Source organism: Pseudoalteromonas sp. PS5, assembly GCF_004103255.1.
Classification (GTDB): Bacteria; Pseudomonadota; Gammaproteobacteria; order Enterobacterales; family Alteromonadaceae; genus Pseudoalteromonas; species Pseudoalteromonas peptidolytica.
The window spans coordinates 15,581-34,638 of the sequence record NZ_RCSQ01000048.1 but is presented as its reverse complement, the minus strand read 5'-3'; the positions used below and the strand labels follow the sequence as shown (position 1 = coordinate 34,638).

Annotated in this window: 11 protein-coding genes; all 11 read right to left on the bottom strand. The window is 44.7% G+C overall.

Translation table 11 applies throughout. The features are described 5' to 3' along the window. Nucleotides 1-25: 25 nt before the first annotated feature. Nucleotides 26-1,900 carry a phage tail sheath subtilisin-like domain-containing protein gene (locus tag D9603_RS06770; protein WP_128730746.1) on the bottom strand — a complete coding sequence of 625 codons (1,875 nt, stop codon included), beginning with the start codon at nt 1,898-1,900 and terminating at the stop codon, nt 26-28. A gap of 46 nt (nt 1,901-1,946) precedes the next feature. Then, nucleotides 1,947-2,132, bottom strand: coding sequence for a hypothetical protein (locus D9603_RS06765; protein ID WP_125251892.1), 186 nt, complete (start codon nt 2,130-2,132; stop codon nt 1,947-1,949). A 203-nt stretch (nt 2,133-2,335) separates the two neighbouring features. Further along, nucleotides 2,336-3,022: a hypothetical protein gene (locus tag D9603_RS06760; protein WP_128730745.1), complete on the bottom strand. Its 687-nt coding sequence runs from the start codon at nt 3,020-3,022 to the stop codon at nt 2,336-2,338. Continuing rightward, nucleotides 3,015-3,485 carry a hypothetical protein gene (locus tag D9603_RS06755; protein WP_128730744.1) on the bottom strand — a complete coding sequence of 157 codons (471 nt, stop codon included), beginning with the start codon at nt 3,483-3,485 and terminating at the stop codon, nt 3,015-3,017. Before D9603_RS06755 ends, D9603_RS06760 begins: the two co-directional genes overlap by 8 nt. 53 nt (nt 3,486-3,538) lie before the next feature. Continuing rightward, entirely contained in the window at nt 3,539-4,003 is a 465-nt protein-coding gene (locus tag D9603_RS06750; protein WP_125251895.1) for a hypothetical protein, read from the bottom strand. 82 nt (nt 4,004-4,085) lie between these two features. Then, nucleotides 4,086-10,403: a hypothetical protein gene (locus D9603_RS06745; protein WP_128730743.1), complete on the bottom strand. Its 6,318-nt coding sequence runs from the start codon at nt 10,401-10,403 to the stop codon at nt 4,086-4,088. Continuing rightward, the gene (locus tag D9603_RS06740) at nt 10,381-12,600 is read right to left on the bottom strand and encodes a hypothetical protein (protein ID WP_128730742.1); all 2,220 of its coding nucleotides are present in this window, start codon (nt 12,598-12,600) and stop codon (nt 10,381-10,383) included. The genes D9603_RS06745 and D9603_RS06740 overlap by 23 nt, the downstream gene beginning before the upstream one ends. Nucleotides 12,601-12,848: 248 nt before the next feature. Next, a complete protein-coding gene (locus D9603_RS06735; RefSeq protein WP_125251897.1) occupies nt 12,849-14,108 on the bottom strand; it encodes a hypothetical protein in 1,260 nt (419 codons plus the stop codon). A gap of 17 nt (nt 14,109-14,125) precedes the next feature. Beyond that, on the bottom strand, nt 14,126-16,090 hold the full coding sequence (locus D9603_RS06730) for a hypothetical protein (protein WP_128730741.1): 1,965 nt from the start codon (nt 16,088-16,090) through the stop codon (nt 14,126-14,128). Nucleotides 16,091-16,224: 134 nt separating this feature from the next. Continuing rightward, nucleotides 16,225-17,556 carry a hypothetical protein gene (locus tag D9603_RS06725; RefSeq protein WP_125251899.1) on the bottom strand — a complete coding sequence of 444 codons (1,332 nt, stop codon included), beginning with the start codon at nt 17,554-17,556 and terminating at the stop codon, nt 16,225-16,227. A 14-nt stretch (nt 17,557-17,570) separates the two neighbouring features. After that, a complete protein-coding gene (locus D9603_RS06720) occupies nt 17,571-18,917 on the bottom strand; it encodes a hypothetical protein (RefSeq protein ID WP_125251900.1) in 1,347 nt (448 codons plus the stop codon). Between the last annotated feature and the right edge of the window lie 141 nt (nt 18,918-19,058).

Genomic DNA, 19,058 nt, shown 5'->3' with positions numbered 1-19,058 from the left:
ACAAAAGTATCAAATGAACTGGCGCTTATGCAGCCAGTAACTGTTCTGCTAGGCTAAAATCTAAACCGGTTGGTAGTACTGCTGTGGTGAATGGAATATATTCAATACTGCGGGTCGGTTTAACAAATAGCCATAAGTTCATGCGGCCAGCATCAATGTCTTCTGGTGTGTTGTTTGAGTCGTCACAAACGACTTTAAAGTCATATACGCCTCGACGTGCCTTGATGCCATTCATGTATGACGTAACCATGGCACTTGCGATAGCACGTGATGACTCGTCGTTTAATTCAAACAAGAAGTTTTCTAGTGCATCGCGTACGGCCGGTTCTATGGTGATTAACATCATACGAACGTTGATTCTATCGAGTGCACTTGGCATTGAGCTCAGGGTTTTTTGACCCCAGATCAAGATGCCTTTACCTGCTGCAAAGCGCAGCGGATTAATACCAGCGGCGTATAGGCGATCCATTTCGCCTTTATCGTAGCGACGGCGTACATCGAGTACTTTGATCACACCACGGTTAAGGCCAGCTGCTGGGTACCAAGCTTCTTGGTTCATTGCAGTGCGTGATACCGCAAGTGCCGCATAAGCTTCAGGTGAAACAAATACAGCACGATTGTTGAACTTGTCGAATATCTTAACGTGTGAGCTGTAAATTGCGCCAAATGAGCTGTTTGCATTTAATACAAGGTTACGATAATCAACCACTTCATTCAGGTAGTTGCTGCTTGCTTCAGCGCTGTAAGGCGTTGACAGAAAAGCGAAACAGTCCATACGTTTTTCACATAATGCAAGTAATGCTTTTTGATAACTTGGTACCGCATAGCCGCCGTCCATAAACAGCTTGATTGGGTAAGTATCAGAGTTTTCAAACTCTTTTAGCGCTTGCATCATGTGGCCCGCCATGACTGCGCCACCTAAATCACCACCTGCAAAACCAATCGCGTTAAGCACGTGATCAGCCGGCTCTCCTACATAACTTGGGTTTGCGAAACCACGAATGTAGTTAGATTGCTCAAGTACGTTATCCAAAAAGATATTCTTGTTGAATCCATCTACCGCATCTTCACGTAACGCACAGGTAAATGATTCAACTGGGTTGGCGCTATCATCTAGATAGACTTCTAGTACGAATGTATTTGGCGTGGTGGCCACTGGTGAGAATAATGACATCACAATGTCACCTTGACCAGCATCGGTAAACGTTACGTACTCTTCGTCAGCTAATGCTTGTGCAGAGGTTGCCAATCGGATCTTGCCGCTCTCTTCACTTTTGACATAGTAACCGCGATCGCCAGAGATGCCGGTTGGTAGTCTGTCATCTTCCGCTTGCTTTATCACGGCTAAACGCACCACTGAGCCCGTAGACCAAGCCTGCGTAACTGCTAGGCTGCTATCAAGTACTTCAGCATCAGCTTCATCAGTAACTGTATTAAACGCAACTTTTTCTGCTGTACGATAGTTGTGTACTTTTACTGACAGGCGGTTACCCCATGTGCCTTGATCTGCTGCTGTCAGGATGAATGCTTGTGGTGAAGCAGCTTTGATATCTAAGAAATCTTCGAAGCCATCTGCAATTGGCTTAGACTCTGTTTCAGAACCCATTTCGCCAATCGCGGTTGCTGCGAACTTTGCACCATCACCAAGTACACGACGAATGTACAATTTGTCTGCGCCGCCAAGATAAGTCAGTGCAGAGTAGTGTGCGTTGTCAGCACCAATTTTAACCTTACCATCAACCGTGTAACGGTTTAAAAAAGTGTTTTCACTGGTACATAGTTGCGGTTCTAGAGAACCTCTTTCAGCTTGTGGTAATAAGATTGCGGCGTACATGCCGGCTTCTGAACCTACACGCTGAGATAAATTTAATTCTTTAAGAATGACTTGTGCAGATGACATTGTGCGTCTCCTTTACTAATTCAATGAAGCTTGCGTATTCAAACGCTTAGCTTACTCGAACGCCTTTTGGCAATGCGCCTAAAGCTTTAGGGTTGATGTTATTGATACGTCCGCGTGGTGGTAGTGTCGTTGCATCACCGTCGTATGAAATAACGACAGGGTGGTTTAGCGTCGAAACTAACGTTGCAAGCTCCGTTGCTGCACTGTCGGTTTTAGATTTACGTGAAGCCATGTTTGCTCCTAATGTGACATTAAAATTAGTCCCAAGTTACCGGTGTAATCTTGGTTTAGGTGTCTCAATGCCTGAATAACAGGCGCTCATCTCACAGCTCATCGTCTCATAGGGTGTAACTTCAGGATAACGAGGAAGTTACGACTTTATTGTACAACAGTGATGGAAGGTTCGTCATCACTGGATTAAAATAATTCGCTAATTTAATCGTTTGCAGGCTGTGCTTTAGACTCGCAAAGAAGATGGAGGTTTACCCCCTCAGAAGCGAAAATATTGGTGATTAACGCCAAAGTTTCATTCTTTGATACAATGAACGGCCCCCTCACAATAACTTCTGCACCAATGGATTTGGTTGCACTGTCACCAACGTCGACAGTAAAGTCTTGTAGGGCTTTCCAAGTAAGTTTGTATTCAATTTGTCCGATATCGGGAATATCAACACTAACTGCACTGATTTCACGCAAGCCCCCTGCCACGCTGTAGAGCATTTCAAAGCGTTCTAATTCTTCCATGGAAGAGGTGATATACATAAACTTAAAAGTCATGTCACCGAATAGCACGGGGTATTTGTCCACAGCGGTTTGGCACTGATGCGGATTGAGTGGATTTTCAGAGCGATATTTTTTTGCCAGTAATGTGTGACCACTTCGCCCAGCATATATGTCATTATTGTTGATGGTGGAGCGGTTAAATAGCAGCAATGGCAGCGCGGTTGGGTCTATCACTTGTTTTTTTTGATTCGCTGTGCGAAAGGCGCGCAAACCATCTTGATAGTCAAGTGATGGCGTGAATATCGCGTTGACATTAGGAAGGTAGTTACCTATTTCTTTGAGTAGATAATAGGTTACCAACGAAGGGGTTGCGACGACACGGGTTTGCGGATCAGTCATGAAGTTCCTCCGCCTCAATAGGCAATAACGCGAGCTTGTTCATCAAGCATTGTGTCACTCCCAGTGTGAGGGATTGTTTGACTTTGTAGGAAAATATTTTCCCATCACTACGCTCAAAAGTGAGCTTGTCTCCTGGTTTGATATCTGCTTGCGCGTACACCTCGACTTTTTTAGCACTACCTAAAGCATGTGTGCCCTCAAGTACCCAGCCTCGAGAGGGAGGAATTATTTTTGCGCGAAATTCCTTAATTTCAAAGGGCGAATTGGGTCTTGTTGACATGGGCCCTGTATGGCCACCATAAACACTGGCGATGGCAGACTGGGGGTTAAGCGTCTGAGGTTGCGATGACGCAACTGATACTTGGCGAGATACCTTGACCTCCACACCAAACATATTGATCAAGGTGGGGAACATGGAGGCACTCCACCGACTGATGGCAGATTCAATATTAGGATATAGCATTTACAAGTCTCTTTGCAGTTATCAAACCATATTATTGTACAATAACTGTCATTTTAGGTGAATGGATTACCAACATATAGATGAAATGTGTAACCGTGCCCAGTGTAACCTCTATTTGGTACTATCGGGCGAACAGAAAAGGAGTCCTTGCCCTCGTAGCCACGACCAGGTCGGTAAATAAGTTTATCATACATAGGAAACCAAGGTGCGACTTCGAGGACACCAAATTCCGGAAAGCGCAGTATTTCAAAACTGCAACGATACCTTTGAGAAAAGTCTTTCTCTAATTCTTTTTGGTCAATAAAATGCAGATCATAATATTCACGCTGATAGTCATAGCTCCAATAATCGATGGTGCGGTGTAAGACATCGCTACTGGTAAAGCGGGGATCTTTGGTGTGGTCAAAAAAACTAAACCAGGTTTCTTGATTTCTTGCGATATGTGTTTGTTTTGGGCCATGTAAACGCACATAGGCCGGTCTTTTATTGGGCTCTACATTGGCATATGCTGTGATCATACTTTTCCCTTTTGTGTGATGTTGGCGCATGGGCTGTGCTCAGTGACAGTAGCCATACGCCGATCTTGGTTGGGTGTGCCTGTTACAGGCTACCCCATACAATATAATTGTATTGTGTATCCGACGGTGAATAGGCGCGCCACATCCAAGAGCCGTCTTTAGGGTGGCGATAAAGGATAGGCTCTACGACCATGTTCCTGACAGCATCAAGCATTGCTGCACGGGGAGAATACGCACCTTGCGCGGTTCCGGCTTGCACTTTTGCAATGAGCTCTTCTCGGTAATCTGTGCGTAAATCCCGTAACCATTGCATCAGATCAATAGCGATAATACCAGCTTTGTAACGGCGGTAATCATCACTGCGGTAATTCAGTGGTAAGTTGAGCTCTACTCGATCATGGAATGGTTTTGTCTGTAAAGCAGAATGATCGATGCTATCGAGTATAGATGTCATATCCACCGCGAAGTTAGCACCGAGTTGCCTTTGTGTTGAGTGTGTTTGATGATAAAAATCAATTACCTCTGGCAAGTTTTGAGTCATGAAACGATATTGTCGTTGGTGGTTGGCTACCTGCTCTTTGTTCATCCGATAGTGCATATATGCACGGGGATCAGAGGCAAGGTATTGTTCAAATGCCGCGCCTATAGCCATGACGAGGTTAGGGTATTCCACATATTGTGCGATGATTGGGCTTGCAGCGTCGAGCGGAGACTGTAACTGGTTATAGGCAGACTCCAATTGCGCTGTGTTGACACCCAACTGGGTGAGGGTGTTCATCAGCTTAGCTGCACTGAGCATTTGTTGGTCGTATATGCGCTCAACGTCCACTTCATTGAGCTCGCTTTGTCTAAGTAGAGCTAATCTCTCAGCTAATCCTTGACGTGACTGCGCCATTAGTGTGTGGATGGTAGAAGCGGAAAGACCTGCCTGTGCAAGTGCATGTTGTGCGACGTTGTCAATGTGATTAGCCTGGATCAAGGCATTTAACAAGGTACTTTCACTTAGTAGGTCTTGACGATAATGTTGTCGCACACTAGGTGGGAGCACCATGGCCTGAGCTAAGCGGTTTAACAAGTGGCCTCGCGTCTTAAGTGACTGCTTAAAACTTTTATCTGTGAGCCAGCTCCCTTCTAAGATCTCGATAATTTCTTTGTGCAGCTTGGTACTGATTGTGGGCGCTGTTTGTTTCATTTGCCAGTGAACGATAGCAACTGCTGTGAGTTCAGCCGTGTACTGCATTAAGCTCTGTATGTAGCTATCTGGCGACAGTCGAGTGTAATCTAACTTGTCTGCGTGCGCGTATAGAGAGTCCCGTAATATGGTATTAATTTTGAGTGCATAATGGCTGACGGTACTTGCTTTTAGCCTGTCCATTTCCTGGATCTTGATTGGTATTGGCGCGCAAAACGTACGCTTACCTAAATCAACTGTGCCGTATAGGTCAAAACCCTTTGCATGACGCATGGCTACAAATACGCTGTCAGGCATGCTTTGCTTTAATAATTTATAAGGTGATTGTACTACCTTACCTAACGGCACATCACTTGGGGTAACGAGCTGATAAGTGAGCTCGGTTGAGCGCATCATGCTGTGCGCTTTCGCCAAGCTAATAGACTGCTTAGTAGTATGAACGTCGGTGACGCGTAATGTTAGCAAGCGCGTAACGTTGTAGCTCAAAGTGGTGACTTTTAGATTCACTAATGCGGGGATGTTTGCTGAGGTCTTTAGCGCCTCGAGCTTTTCCCATTGTATTGTCCTTGTGAGCGGGTTGGTCAGTGTTTCTTTAATGACGACATGCTTAACCGCCGGTTGGTCGCCACTATGCTTGATAGAGCGCGTTGTTCCCGTGCCGATTGTTTGCCATGCACGCGTCGTTGTATCGTGAGCAAATATGATGTCGCTACAACGTGAAGCCCGATATGCCGTGGTGAAACTGTGCGTGCTCAATGGCGTGGCTAGTTTGTAGAGAAGGCGAGTGGTGCTATTAGATAAGTGCGTATTGATCCATTTATCTACCGTCAGTTTACCTATCCCCTGACTAGTTTGGCGCCAAGCAATGTTATCGCTGTTATAGGCTTGAGCATGAGTGCTAGCGCGCAGCCAACTTGGGGCACCAATAAGCAGTCTCGTATTAGTTACCGCTTGGCTAAATAGGCGTTCTGTGTGTTCATGCCCTAATCGATTTTGTACATAACGCATGTTTAGTCGGCTGTAACCGAACGAGAATTGCTCTGCACTGCGACGTATTGTTCGGCTGACTGTTTTTTTCGCCTGCGATAGCTGCTTGAAATCATTCACGAATAATTGCAGATCTGCAGAAAATGGTGCGTAACTACGCTCATAATTGAGACGTACACTGCCAGCACTTCGCTTGTCTCGCACGACATGCTGCGTGTGTTCTAATCCAAGGGCGTATAATCCGGCATCTTTTTGAGTGCTTAGCACCGCGGTATCTTGTTTTGGCAGTTCTTGAATATACTGTTGTTGTGACAAGTGCAGACCAGGGGAAAACGGCCCAAAATCTTGAAGGAAATCGGGTAATCCATGAGGAAATATATAACGCGGTTTAGGCATCCAGTACTGAGGCTTTTGAGAAAGTAGCACACGCTTGCCAGCTTCGCGATAAATAGCCACACGTTGCAATAGGCGCGTGGTTTTATTAATTAGGGGCTTAAAATTAAGCATATTGAAGCGTTTTGACCACGGCTGATATACTAGATAAGCAGCAACTTCTAGTTGATTGTGTTGGCAATAACCCGATTCCACCTGCCATTTAATCGTTGCCGGCAGATGCACTTTGGTTCCAGCTTGTTTAAGTAGGTGTGCATTTTTGAAGACATAATGATTTCTTACCCAAGTGCCTGGTATAAACTTCAGCTGCATATGTTGATTCAACGAATCAACATACATGCGGCCTGACATTTCAATTGCGCCGGACGCGTGCTTCGACAAGGCTTTACTTTGTATCAGCAAAGTGTTTGGTAAATGCTTGCCTAGTATCGATTTGATCGGATGTATTTTAAATGATTCTTGCAAAGAAAAATTGATCAGCTTGAGCGCATCTGCTTGCATCCCTGCGGTGATAGAAAAAACTGCTTTTGGTAAAGTGATCAGCGGTTGAATAACCTCATATATTGCATTGACTAATTTAATTTCTTGCGTCGATGCTATGCTGTTGGTTTGCTTAACAGCAAGCTGTTGCTGCCAGTTCTTAATTACTTCTACTGCGTGGAGCAAATGAGTGGGTCGGTGTGTTTGGCCATTGGCACGGATCAAGTAATGGGCGTAGTTGAGTACGCTTGCTTCAACCATCTTGACAATGATCTTGGCGCTAGATTGATGTAAAAATTGTGTCTGTTGGCCCGTGTGTGACAACGCGGCGAGCGCTTTGTTATACACGACACTTAGGTATTGCTGTGCTTGATATAAACGTTCATACTTCACCGCATCAGAGCACAAAACAGCCATATTTTTGTTAATTTTAGATTGTATGGCAGAAAGTGTTTCTGATTCCAAAGACGCGTATTTTGAATACCGGCCTAGGCCTTGTACAAATTTATTTAAAGTTGTGACTGTGACGATGAGCAGCTCAAGCGCATTATTACTATTGAGACTTTTAAAAGCCACATTGACCTCTTGAGCTAGGGTTTTATCTATGGCTGTGTATATTTTATCACTGAGTCTGTGTACTGCGCTTAACCAGCGAGACGGAGCCGCGTTGAGCATATTTATGGATAAGTTTTGCCACGGCGTCGCGTTAACTTGATTATTCAGCTTAAATTGAAAGCTCGGTGACTGAATATAGTATCCGTCGTTAATTGCTACGTCACGGTAGATAATGCGTGCAGTGAACTGCTGTTCTATCCATTGTTTAAAGACCCCGCGTACTATTTTTGCGCTGGTCTGTATACTGGAAATACCCGTTTTCTTTACGAGTGGTATATGCTGTTGAGCAAAGGTTGGTTGCTGATTGTCAGCAGCCTCTAAGCGTGAACACCAAAATTGTATGCTCTCATTCGCTGTGCTTCTAATGTTTAGAGGCCTTGCATTGTCAGCGGCGCGTACACCCAATATTTTACCTGTGATCAGCCAAGGTAGCTGAGATCTACCTGTGAAGCCGCTAGATTGATAGGCATGCCCCTGTTGGTTATTTAAAAAGTTCACCGAAAACAGGGTAATATTGTGCTCTCTTTGCGGTGTACTTTGAATGAGCTCTCCAAGTGTGAGACCAAGTTTGGAGAATCGGTAGTTCATCATATCGCTTATGGCATGCGAATAGGTAGGTGACTCAGCCGTTAGTACGGACACGGGAATATGTTTGATTTGTTTTGCCATCCAATACGATGCTTGTTCATGCACCCGTGATTGCCAGCTCTTTGCTGTACTAGACAAGCTTTGCAGTGCACGAAGTGTCGTGCGGTATTGAGTCACGTTATACTGTATTTCAGATAGGATATTTTCGCCGCCACTAAACGCACTGTCAGGCGACATGGTAATATTATTAGTCCACAAAGGGCCGCTAGCAATAGACTTGGCAATTACGCTGATAGGTTTACCGGTTGTAGCCTTTTTTAAATAGCGCGGCGCATTGACCTGAATTTTAGAGACGACGGTTGTCGTGTAGCCAATATTGTGTCTATCTGAACTTATTCTGGTGTAGCGATAAAGTTGATAAACAGGTGCGCCAAGAGATTGTCTGAACTGATCTTGCATCTGCGTAAAGGTCAACTTTTGATAATCGGCCGTTTGTTTGAGCAAAATACGCAACGCTATGGTTTGAATGGCATGTTGCGTATTATAAACGGCAGAGCCGATATCGTCAGAGTAGGCATTACTGACACCGGTAGTAAAAATGGCTTTGGCGAGTGTTGCTAATGATGATTGTGGTTCAACGGCAAACTCTGCTTTTTGCGGCTGATTTTCATTTAAGAATGACGCAATAAAATATTTGATCACATCAGCGACTTGAGCACTTTGTTGCGAGGCTGTTTGTTTAAGCAGTTGAGCGACAAACTTGTTGAGTTTATCCGCAACAGCGTGGGTATCCGAGGTGTGAGAAGGTGACAGCACACCTTTGATAAATTGGATCCTACTGCCACTTTCTTTTCCTATCCAATTTGACAACACATCGTAAATTGCGCGACCAAGTAAATACTGCTGACCGCTCAAATGATAATTGATGATTGCGGGTGTTGAGGTATCCTGTCCATTCGCTTTATCGTAGTTAATATTACCCACTAAAGTTTGGGGTTGTGCCGTGTTAGCTTGCGAAGTTCCCGCTTCTAACTGTTTAGTGTGTGCGGCTGTGGAGGGCACGTCTGGCGCTTCACTTTTAGACATACTCACTAAGTGTGCATTCATAGCATCAGCAAGTGGACCAGAATGTGCACCGGTCGCTGAGTACTCCATTTTATAGCCAGATGGGTGCAGTGCTAACCAACTAATTGCATACTGAATTGCCTCATATAAACGCTGGATGCGAGTACTCGACTCCATGATAAAGCTGAGAGTTTGTGCAACATTTACGCGTTGGTTTGGTTGGCTTAGTAACGCGATTAATTGGTCATTACTGGCTGATTTTAATCCACCAATAATACTGAAGTTCATCATCTCAGGTTTTGAGGCATGATAGCTTTGTATTGGGTAGCTCGTCATAAAATTAGTGCCTAAATTGCTCTGACAGAGCAATCTTAATTTTACTGAGCCACACAAGCGCAGGCTTTGTTGCTTTGTTCTATGTGCGGTTAAATCTGTACCTAAAGATGCACTTAACTGCTTTAGCTCAAGTGCATTGATATTGTCCGCGCTTAATGTACGCTGCCCCTCTACAGGTTGGGCTTTCCAGTTATCAACAGCATGCTGAATAGCCCAAATACTTCGCCTAAAGCGCCTTGCCTCTGCAGGTTGTCTAAAAGGTAACTTCGCTGCCCAAGAATAAATTTGGCTAGCTACTAGGTAGTGCTTAAGTTGACGTGTGGATCCGGTGAGCACCTCATCCACGGTGAGTGCACTTTGTGATGTTGCGCGCCGAGACTCGGTTTGCCCAACTCCTTTGGAACTTTGCAATGTGAGGGAAGTTAGTGTGTCATAGGCGACGGTGGCATTAACCTTAGTGTTGGCTTGATACAGCTCATTATCATAACCTAGCACGCCACTGTGGTTGTACATACTGATACCTTCAACCTCTTGGGTGCCAAAAAGCGGTAACTTTACGCGTACAGGCTGTATGCCGTTGCTGACTCTTGGGCTGATCCCTTCATGCCATGAGAACGCTCTTGTTTGTGGCGAGCCACTCGCTTGTGAAGGGTAGCCCACTCCTTGCGTTTTATCACTTGCCAACGAAATAGGGTTGCTAAATACAGACCAAGTATAACGCTTACCAATTTTTTTTAGAGGCAAATCGTCGCAGCCCTAAGTAACGCTGAATACCGCCCAGTGCCAGTCGATAGTGCCAATCTTTAGTGTAGGTTGAACTGACGTTGAACGAAGAACGCATATGAGGACTAAATACGCGTTGCTGTGACGTGGCGTTGGTACTAACAAAGCCAGAGGCACTAAGAACGTTTTCGTGTAATTGCCTCGACCCTTCACTCATCATGTCTATTTTAGGACCATGGTGGGCATTCGTAGAGTAGAGACGACCTCGGTTAACGTCGTTAACGCGACTGAGCCAAGTTTGTAAATGAAACTTGGCTGTTGCCCATTGCTTTTGTGTGGGGCTTATTTTATATCGCGCATACCCGTGCTGAGAGTTCGCTGATGTGCGCCGTAAAATATAATGTGCGTTTTGCCATCGCACTGTTAGTTGTTCCGCCAAAGTATAAGCGTGTGTATGAGTACCCATACTCCTACTCTGGCCATCGTTAGCATATGTTTTGTGTGCGCAGGTATGAGCACTCACACATTGAGAGTTTGATGTTAAATCTATTGAATCTTGGCTTGATGACAGTGATGGTACAAATTTTTGAGATCTTGCTCTGTGTAGATCCCAAAAACCAACGCTAAGTAGCGCGTGTTGGGTACTATTAAGTTGAAACCCTTGTATGAGTGGTGTTGTATTGGTATCGGTTGTAGTAGCAAAAACACGAAATTGAACGCCTTTGAGTTGCGCACCAGAGGGCGTAGTTGGTAAATTTGCTGACCAATCACTGTACTGAATATGGGCGTATTCTTCGTTGGAGTAGCTTACTCGAAATTCAAAAGTGACTGATGTGTTGCTTGGAGTTGTACCGCTTAGAAGTACCTCAGCGCCTTCGACTAAGGTTAGTGCAGATAAAGGATAAATTTCTGACACATACTTACCAACATAATAGCCTTCGGTATAGACTGGATTTTTAAGCGTTAATAACCCTCGTGCTGGCAACCACTGCATTCCCGTGAACTCACCTTGGGATAAATCAACATAGCGTTCAGAGGATGCGAATGGCTCGTATACTTTGATGCTAACACGGTGGTGAAGCCCTGAGTGTTTGCTGAATTTGTGGCTGATAGCCAGTTGCTGATCGGTGATCCATGCGGCGCTTGTTAGCCTGCGTGACCCCGCTTCGTCTATAACAAGTTCTCCGCCATCGGCGAGCACAAGCAGTGGGTCGCCATCGCCACGTAACGAAAAATATTCGCTGGTATAAAACTCATCCTCTTGGCAGTGTCGCTGAGCGCTTAAGTTAAAATAGTCAGCTTTCTCTTGCAAGTTAACGAGCAGCTCAGGTTGATTGTTGGGTAGTGCTCCGGCTTCCTTTTCAATATGTTGTACAATTGAGGTCACTTCTTCATTACCCGGCTCTTGAATATCAAGGAGTGAAACAATATAGTCACCGTGGTGACGTCGATGCCAAGCCGTTCTGGTCGTGATGATTGGATCGGTACATATATTGACTGAGCCATAGGCGGGTAAAGGTGTAATGTCAGCATCAATCAAATCCAATACCAGCGCATCACCAGAATGCACTTCAGTAAATACCAGCAAGGAAGTGTGCCCACCAACATGCTGCACACTGGTAGGCAAAGGTACATTTTGTACTTCCAGTCCTTCGAAAGAAACAAAGTATAATGTGGTCGCACTGACCGCAGCGATCGACTGTGCTTGAGGTAACCACACTAAATGGCGAATACCGGGTAACCCGGGTACGCTGCGATAGGGAACTAGCTCGAGTAGCCCTTCTTCTCGCGATAAAACCTGTTGAATTTCTATATGGAACATATCCGGACCAACTAGCCAAATAAGACCATCTGCCCAAATGATGTCGGTTACATTGTCGTGTAAGTTTACTGTTTGCAGGTGGATAAGGTTCGGGCTGAAAATATGCAGTTTGCCGTCTGCACTGAGTACTAATACGCGCTCGCTCCCAGCGATAACACCGCTAACCACGCGAGTTGGTGAGGCTACTTCGGCAACATACACCATATCATGGTTGATTGGCGTGACGGCAACGACGTAATTCTCATTAAAGTTTGCCAGATACAATAACCCTTTATTATCGGGTATAACGCTGGGTACTCTTTGTTCCGACTTAACACTGAACCATTCTCTTTTGTCCGCTAGCGCATTGATAAATGCACGGTATTTCGCATTTTTTATGGTATTTATTACACTCACGAGGCACCCTCATACTAGTCTCATTTGGCATCGCCTTAATATAAGGATTGTACCGCGATTGTTGAAATGAAGCAGTAGTGAGATTGAAATATTGTACAATAAATTAATGGGGACGGTGAGTTAGCCGTTTGAAAAGGAAGAAGGGCTGTTTCTCAGGCGATCCAAACCTAAGTTATTATATAAATATACGCAAACTCTGCGAGAAACAGCAAAAAGAAGGGCATTGCACCCTTCAAACAAGTGCTCGATTATTTTTTAATTTCAGACTCGGGAATACCAGACTTAATTAGGTGGAGCATAATAAGGTTGGTATTAAATGGCCCTGTTGGCTGAATAGCAATATACCTTCGATACAGCTTCTCTTGCGTTTCAGGGTCTTTTTCACCATACACGTGCACATTTACAGGTAACCCAGATGAAATGACGTCAGCTGAGGTGTAAGCAACCATATCTAGCTCGTGCTTAAACCTAAAGCGTGGCGTGTTCAGCTTTGAAGGGAACAGGATTGCATAGCGAGAGCCTGCTTTTTCAATACTTGCAACGCCAATATCGCGCATTTCAATCCGCGCCTGTTGTTGACGTAGATTAATAATGGCGTTCATATCACGGTCATTACGCCACGCATCGTATTGTTTACCAGGTGCATTGACGTCTTTTTCTCGTACCACAAAGCGTTTTAGTGCGATGGCACCCTGTTTGGTCGCATCTGGAGAGGGCGTAATAGAGCTTTGCGGGCCGGACGATGTTGATCCCAAAGTTTGTGTATATGGAATGCCATTTTCTTGTGCATATTTCTCATAAGCAGCTTGGTGGGCTGCTGAACGAGTATTACTCTCGTTAGAAATACCATACATACAGAAAATTGGATTTCGGCTACCATCCGCATCTGGTTCTCTCAATGGTTGACCATCTGATTGGTCTACAGGGCGCTGTACCACAAACCAACTTTGCGTTGGCGGATCACGGTGCTCGTCACCCTCTAGCCAAATAGCTAAAAATAATCCATGTTCGGTAGATGATGCGCGCCACGAAACTGGATGTGCTTTTAGACGACCTTTGACGACTTTAGTGTCGAAAAATAGACCATCACCAGTGTTAGCACGGTGTTCAACACCTGCTTCTGTATAGGTATAGTCATAGTCTGGACCTAGGTTACCTGAAGTCACACCTCGTGCGTCTTGGATCACTTGGCCATTTGAAAAATCACACTGTAGTTGCGGTGTGACATGCGCCTCAATTGTTTGATAAGAAAACTCTGAGCCACTGACGGTTTTTGTAGCCATTTTTAGTGCGATAAGTTCACTATCAAACATGTTTTGTGAATCACCGCGAGGAACAGCAACAAAACTGTAGCCACCTTGGGCATCAAACTTTTCTTTTGCGTTTGGAAATTGATATTTAATTTCCCAACCAACGGTATTGAGCCACTCTGCGATTTCAAACAAAACGAAACGCAGATCGCTGTAACCATACTTAACATTACTTTGTACAAGGGTATTTAAAGCCATCCTCGTCCTCTCCTAAATTAGTTTTGTTGTTTGCTGTTAAGGTTGCCTAAGCGACCGCCATACCAACGCATTAAAACACGCATACCAGTATTAAACTTACCTGTTGCAGGCAAGCCCTTGTACAGACGCGATGTTTCTTCCCATACACCGTTTCCTTGAATACATGACTCTCTATCTACGTGTGCTTCGTTTGGTATAGAGCATACTCCTTCATCGTACATGCTAAATTCTGATAGGGCGCCGTTAGAGATAACATCGGCTGAGGTATAACCAATGAGGTCGGCTTCTTCTAAATACAGGTAGCGCTGTGTTGTTAGGCCTGAAGGTACCGTGATCACGTATTCATAATCTTCCGATACAGCGACTTGCTCGTAGGTATTGATGATGGCATTTGAATCCGGGCTATCATCGCCTGCTGTTTGTTCTTCAGAAGGGCGATGCACGTCAGACTCTCGTACAATAAAGTAATTACTGGTGCTAACACGTTCATGATAAACACCATAAATGCAGAACAATGGGCAAAAGCTCTTTGATTGGTCAACTAACGGTGTGCCGGTGTCTTTATCTACCAAGCGTTGTGTTGCAAACCAGCTAAAACGGTGACCATCATTTGTTTCATATTGGTCTACTGCTTGGTCCCACGTTGCCAGCACAATACCATGATCGCTCACCGTTAGTGCATAAGACATCGGAACGTTACGAGCGCCTTCCTTTGGATCCATGGCCTCACCAGTCACATCAAACGATTGGTCTGTGATGGGGCGTAGATCCCATTTTAAGTTGTCATAGAATTCAAGGCCTTTATTATTTTCATCATCGAAGCTAGAGTCACCTAGTGATTGCGGCGCTTCTGCAATGATTTCTACATCGTTAGTACGCTCCGTATCAACGATCCATGTTGACTTATACCTGTAACCCCCCGCATGAGGAGATCCTGTTCTTTCGACCGATATTTTGTGATAGACAAGTTCCGGTTGATTGGTTAAAGGAAATGTTAACTCCAGCTCTTGAACTAAACCTAATTCATCGCGGTTAGAGTCTTCGATTGCTAGGTTCAATAAACTGGGAGGCACTTCACCTTCGACTTTCGTCGTGATAAATGTATCGCCATCCAAGTTTGTTGCGTCTTTACCTACCGGAGCACGGAAATAAAGGGTACATTCTCGACGCTCATAAACTGGGCTTTCAAATCCATCTAAACGACTTCCATTCGCGCTAATGTGAGGTTGTGGTGATGTGCTCGTGGAAAAATTAGGAGCTACTGCATTGATATTAACGCCCTCTGGGTTCATTAACTCATACCACTCAAGTCGATAGCGATATAGTATTTGGTTGCTATCGTCGAATGCACCGCGTGGAATTTTATTACGGCTTCCAAAAGTTGGTTCTTCGCTCTTGCTCGACTTGTTAATCAACATCCACATTAAGTTACCATATGGATCCTTTCTGTGGTCTTCTTTTATTTTGGTATGATAAATTGCGCGGTTAATAAAGCCATAACGGTTTGACTGTGGCACAGTACCATTACCATCATGTACGCGATTACCAATAAAGCCTAAGGTACCTCGGGTTTGGATATTAGAAATATTGCTCTCATCATACGATGTATTTGGCGGAATATAAGGAATGGCTGGAGCTTTATCTTTGTCCATATCAATTTGCAGTGGTGTAGTCACATTGATATGACCCATGCCGTGGCCAATTTCTGAACGTGTGTCAAAGCGCACTACCCAAGGTTGAGGATTTGATTCGTCTTCTGCACAGGCATCGACATGTTTAGTTGCTTGCACAATGATCACATCATTGATTGGATTATCTGGATTTTGATAGTCAAGCTCTGAGGTATCTTTTGGATACACAATATCAAATGCTTTTACTTGGTTGCTATTTTCCCGTGTTAGGTCTTGTACAATAGATAAGAACATTTCCCGGGGTGTGGCGAACCCTCCGCGTGTTACGGAATAAGGTGAAAATTCTGACATGACTCATTTTCCTCGCTGTCTCTAGTCTCAGCACCATTACAGTTAGCTCTGTAACTGTTGTACAGTGTGCTTGTATTGTACAACAGTTTTGAACAAAATGGCGAATGCTCAATAACGATTATTAAGCTGTTTAATTACTGATTTTCCCCGGTGTCTGGGGCGTCACAATCTATTTCAGTTAACATTAATACAGTCATATTGGTATTATGGCTGCTGTTTGGTGTTAATGCGGTATATTTGCGATAACGTTTGGCGCTTGTATCACCTTCGTTATACACATTAACTTTAATAGTAAGCTGTGGTGCTATTACGTCGGCTGATGTGTATGCCACCATATCCATGTCATGCTGATAGCGAAAACGTTTTGTATTCAACCTATTAGGATAAAGGATAACGTATTTGGCACCAGCTAAGGTAAATGCGCCTGCGTTTGTTGCTTCTGAACTCGCTCGATATTCAACTCGAGTTTGCTGCTGTACTTCGTTTACCCAAGCATTTGAGTCACGGGTGTTCAGCGTCGCATCTTCGGCGTATGTTGGCTTTAATACGTCTTTTTCTCGTACCGTAAATTTTTGAATAATGCCCGGTAGCGAGCTTAAAGATACAGGTTGCGTTCTACCTAAAGGTACCTGTCCATCCATGTCCATGGTGTAGATTTCACCATCTTGTGTGGTACCAAAATTATCATAAATGTATTTATTATAGATTCCGTATAAGCAGAAAATGGGGTTACGAGAGCCCAGCGGATCTGCATCTTGCAAGTTGTTGCCAGACTTTTGATCCACAGGCCTTTGTAGCACCATCCAACTTTGTGTTGGCGAGTCTCCAGCTGATTGGTCGTCTGATTCTACCCAGTACGCAAAAGAAAACCCTCTATCTGTGATGGATAGTCGGTATGACATTGGGTAAGCTCGAAGCATCCCCTCAAATTCGCGCACGTCAATAAAGTAGAGCGTTGATACGTTAAAGCCGTGGCTTGGCTGCGGCGGCTTTGTCGTCGCGTTAGCTGCCGATGATTTGTTTAGTGGGATCACATCACGGTAATTGTGCGGAACTGTGTGTGGTGATTCACCAACATGACCGCAAGTGTAGCCGCGCAAATTCGGAATGGCTTCCTCAAAGTCCTCACCCAGTTGTAGTGGCGTCGCCATTTGAATTTCACAAGTGTATTGTGTATCTGCGTATACCCTGATGCGATAAGGTTCTTCATCGTTGAGTGAATTTGTCGCAGTCGTTGACTCAAGTACAGCCATAATAGGCTGAGGATTATTTGGGTCGAACTCGATAGGGGTGCGGGTGATCCGTTTATAGCCGTTTTCGACCATCACTTGTAACCAGTTGCTGACAAGCTCACGGACATCAGTGAAGCCATCACGGGTAACGGTCGTGACGAAATGCTCTCCACCATTGGCCAAGCTCGCTGGTAAATTCGAAGTGTAAATATCACCATTTATTGTAAGTGGCATCGATAACTCTCCTGTTAGTAAGTGCCAGCGCTAGAGCCAGGCACAACGTCGGTCTGACCCACGTTGTCTTGTGTTGTGATAGCCGTGTTGTACCAGCGCATGAGAATGCGTACGCCGGTGTTATATTTGCCCGTGGAGCGCAACCCTTTGTATCGCTTTTTACTGCCATCATCGTACATGGACAACTCAGCAATACCGTCTTGAGAAATAATATCGGCTGAGCAGTAACTGATCATGTCCATCTCTTCAAGATACAAATAACGTTGGGTATTGATCCCACTTGGTACGGATACGACATATTCGTAGTTTTCTGTGACAGAGATTTGTTCGTTAGGATTGATAAGTGCAACACTGTCTTGGGTGTTTTTGGTTGCATCTAAGTCCTCAGATGGACGGTGCACATCTGATTCTCGAACCACAAAATAACGTTTAATATTTTGAGTTTGGTTTTGAATACCATACAAACACGCTAGTGGGCAGTGTGAATCGGCTTGATTTACAAGTGGTGTGCCGCTTTCTTTGTCTACGAGGCGTTGGCAAACAAACCAGCTGTGGCGGTGGCCTTTTGCATCATATTGATCTGTCGCTTCTTCCCAAATAGCCAATGCAATACCATGCTCACTAACGGACAGGGCATATGACATTGGAATATTAGGCGTGCCTGCAATGTTTACCTGAGCTGTGTCAGGGTACTTAGTTTCAAATTCTGTTTTAATATTGTAAAGCGGGCGACGACAGAAAAAGCCTTTGTCTTCAATCTCTAGGCGCAGCTTATCATTTGGGTCACACCAAGCAACTTGCTTGTCTACAACGGGAACACGTTCGCCCAAGAAGCCCAAAGTGCCAACGACAATGGGTTCGTCACCTGTACCGCGGTTAGGTGGCGTATAGTCGTACATTTGCCAGTCTCCACTTGCAGGTTTGTACAACTGTAGTGGAGTAGAAATATTGATATGTAAGTTACCAACTTCAGGCGCATCGTTGTCGCGGTCTTCACGGCGATTGTTATGTGCTGGGGTGCATTGTTTGCCAACACCAGTATCGAAACGAATAATCCAAGGCTGAGGGATGATCTCAGTACCTTGTGCCTTAAAAGTTGGATCCGCGCCAGCTAAAGGATCGACAAACCCCGTCGCTTGTACAACAAATACGTCGCTATCAATTGACTCCGGATCACCCAAATCTGGGTTATCTGCGGGATATAAAAGTTCAAACGCATTCTGTGCTTCATCGGCAGCAGTTGGATGCTCATAATAATTCACTAAATCTCGGACTACGGCTGTGATCAGGCTTTTTAACGTCGTGTATCCACCACGCTCGACTGAATAAGGCGCAAACTCCGCTTTTTTGACAAAACCCATAAATTTCTCCGGATAGTCTGGGGCCAATGCAAACTGGTCTCATTAATGCCTACTTTGCCTCTGCAAAGTGCGGTTCTAACTATTGTACAATTTAAAACGCTTCGATCGTACAATAATTAAGGTGTTTCACTACTGTGTTTC

What these genes read in the sequence shown, in the direction of transcription:
- D9603_RS06735 (WP_125251897.1), bottom strand. Translation starts at nt 14,108, where the DNA reads ATGGCTTTAAATACCCTTGTACAAAGTAATGTTAAGTATGGTTACAGC.
- D9603_RS06720 (WP_125251900.1), bottom strand. Translation starts at nt 18,917, where the DNA reads ATGGGTTTTGTCAAAAAAGCGGAGTTTGCGCCTTATTCAGTCGAGCGT.
- D9603_RS06770 (WP_128730746.1), bottom strand. Translation starts at nt 1,900, where the DNA reads ATGTCATCTGCACAAGTCATTCTTAAAGAATTAAATTTATCTCAGCGT.
- D9603_RS06755 (WP_128730744.1), bottom strand. Translation starts at nt 3,485, where the DNA reads ATGCTATATCCTAATATTGAATCTGCCATCAGTCGGTGGAGTGCCTCC.
- D9603_RS06760 (WP_128730745.1), bottom strand. Translation starts at nt 3,022, where the DNA reads ATGACTGATCCGCAAACCCGTGTCGTCGCAACCCCTTCGTTGGTAACC.
- D9603_RS06730 (WP_128730741.1), bottom strand. Translation starts at nt 16,090, where the DNA reads ATGTCAGAATTTTCACCTTATTCCGTAACACGCGGAGGGTTCGCCACA.
- D9603_RS06765 (WP_125251892.1), bottom strand. Translation starts at nt 2,132, where the DNA reads ATGGCTTCACGTAAATCTAAAACCGACAGTGCAGCAACGGAGCTTGCA.
- D9603_RS06750 (WP_125251895.1), bottom strand. Translation starts at nt 4,003, where the DNA reads ATGATCACAGCATATGCCAATGTAGAGCCCAATAAAAGACCGGCCTAT.
- D9603_RS06725 (WP_125251899.1), bottom strand. Translation starts at nt 17,556, where the DNA reads ATGCCACTTACAATAAATGGTGATATTTACACTTCGAATTTACCAGCG.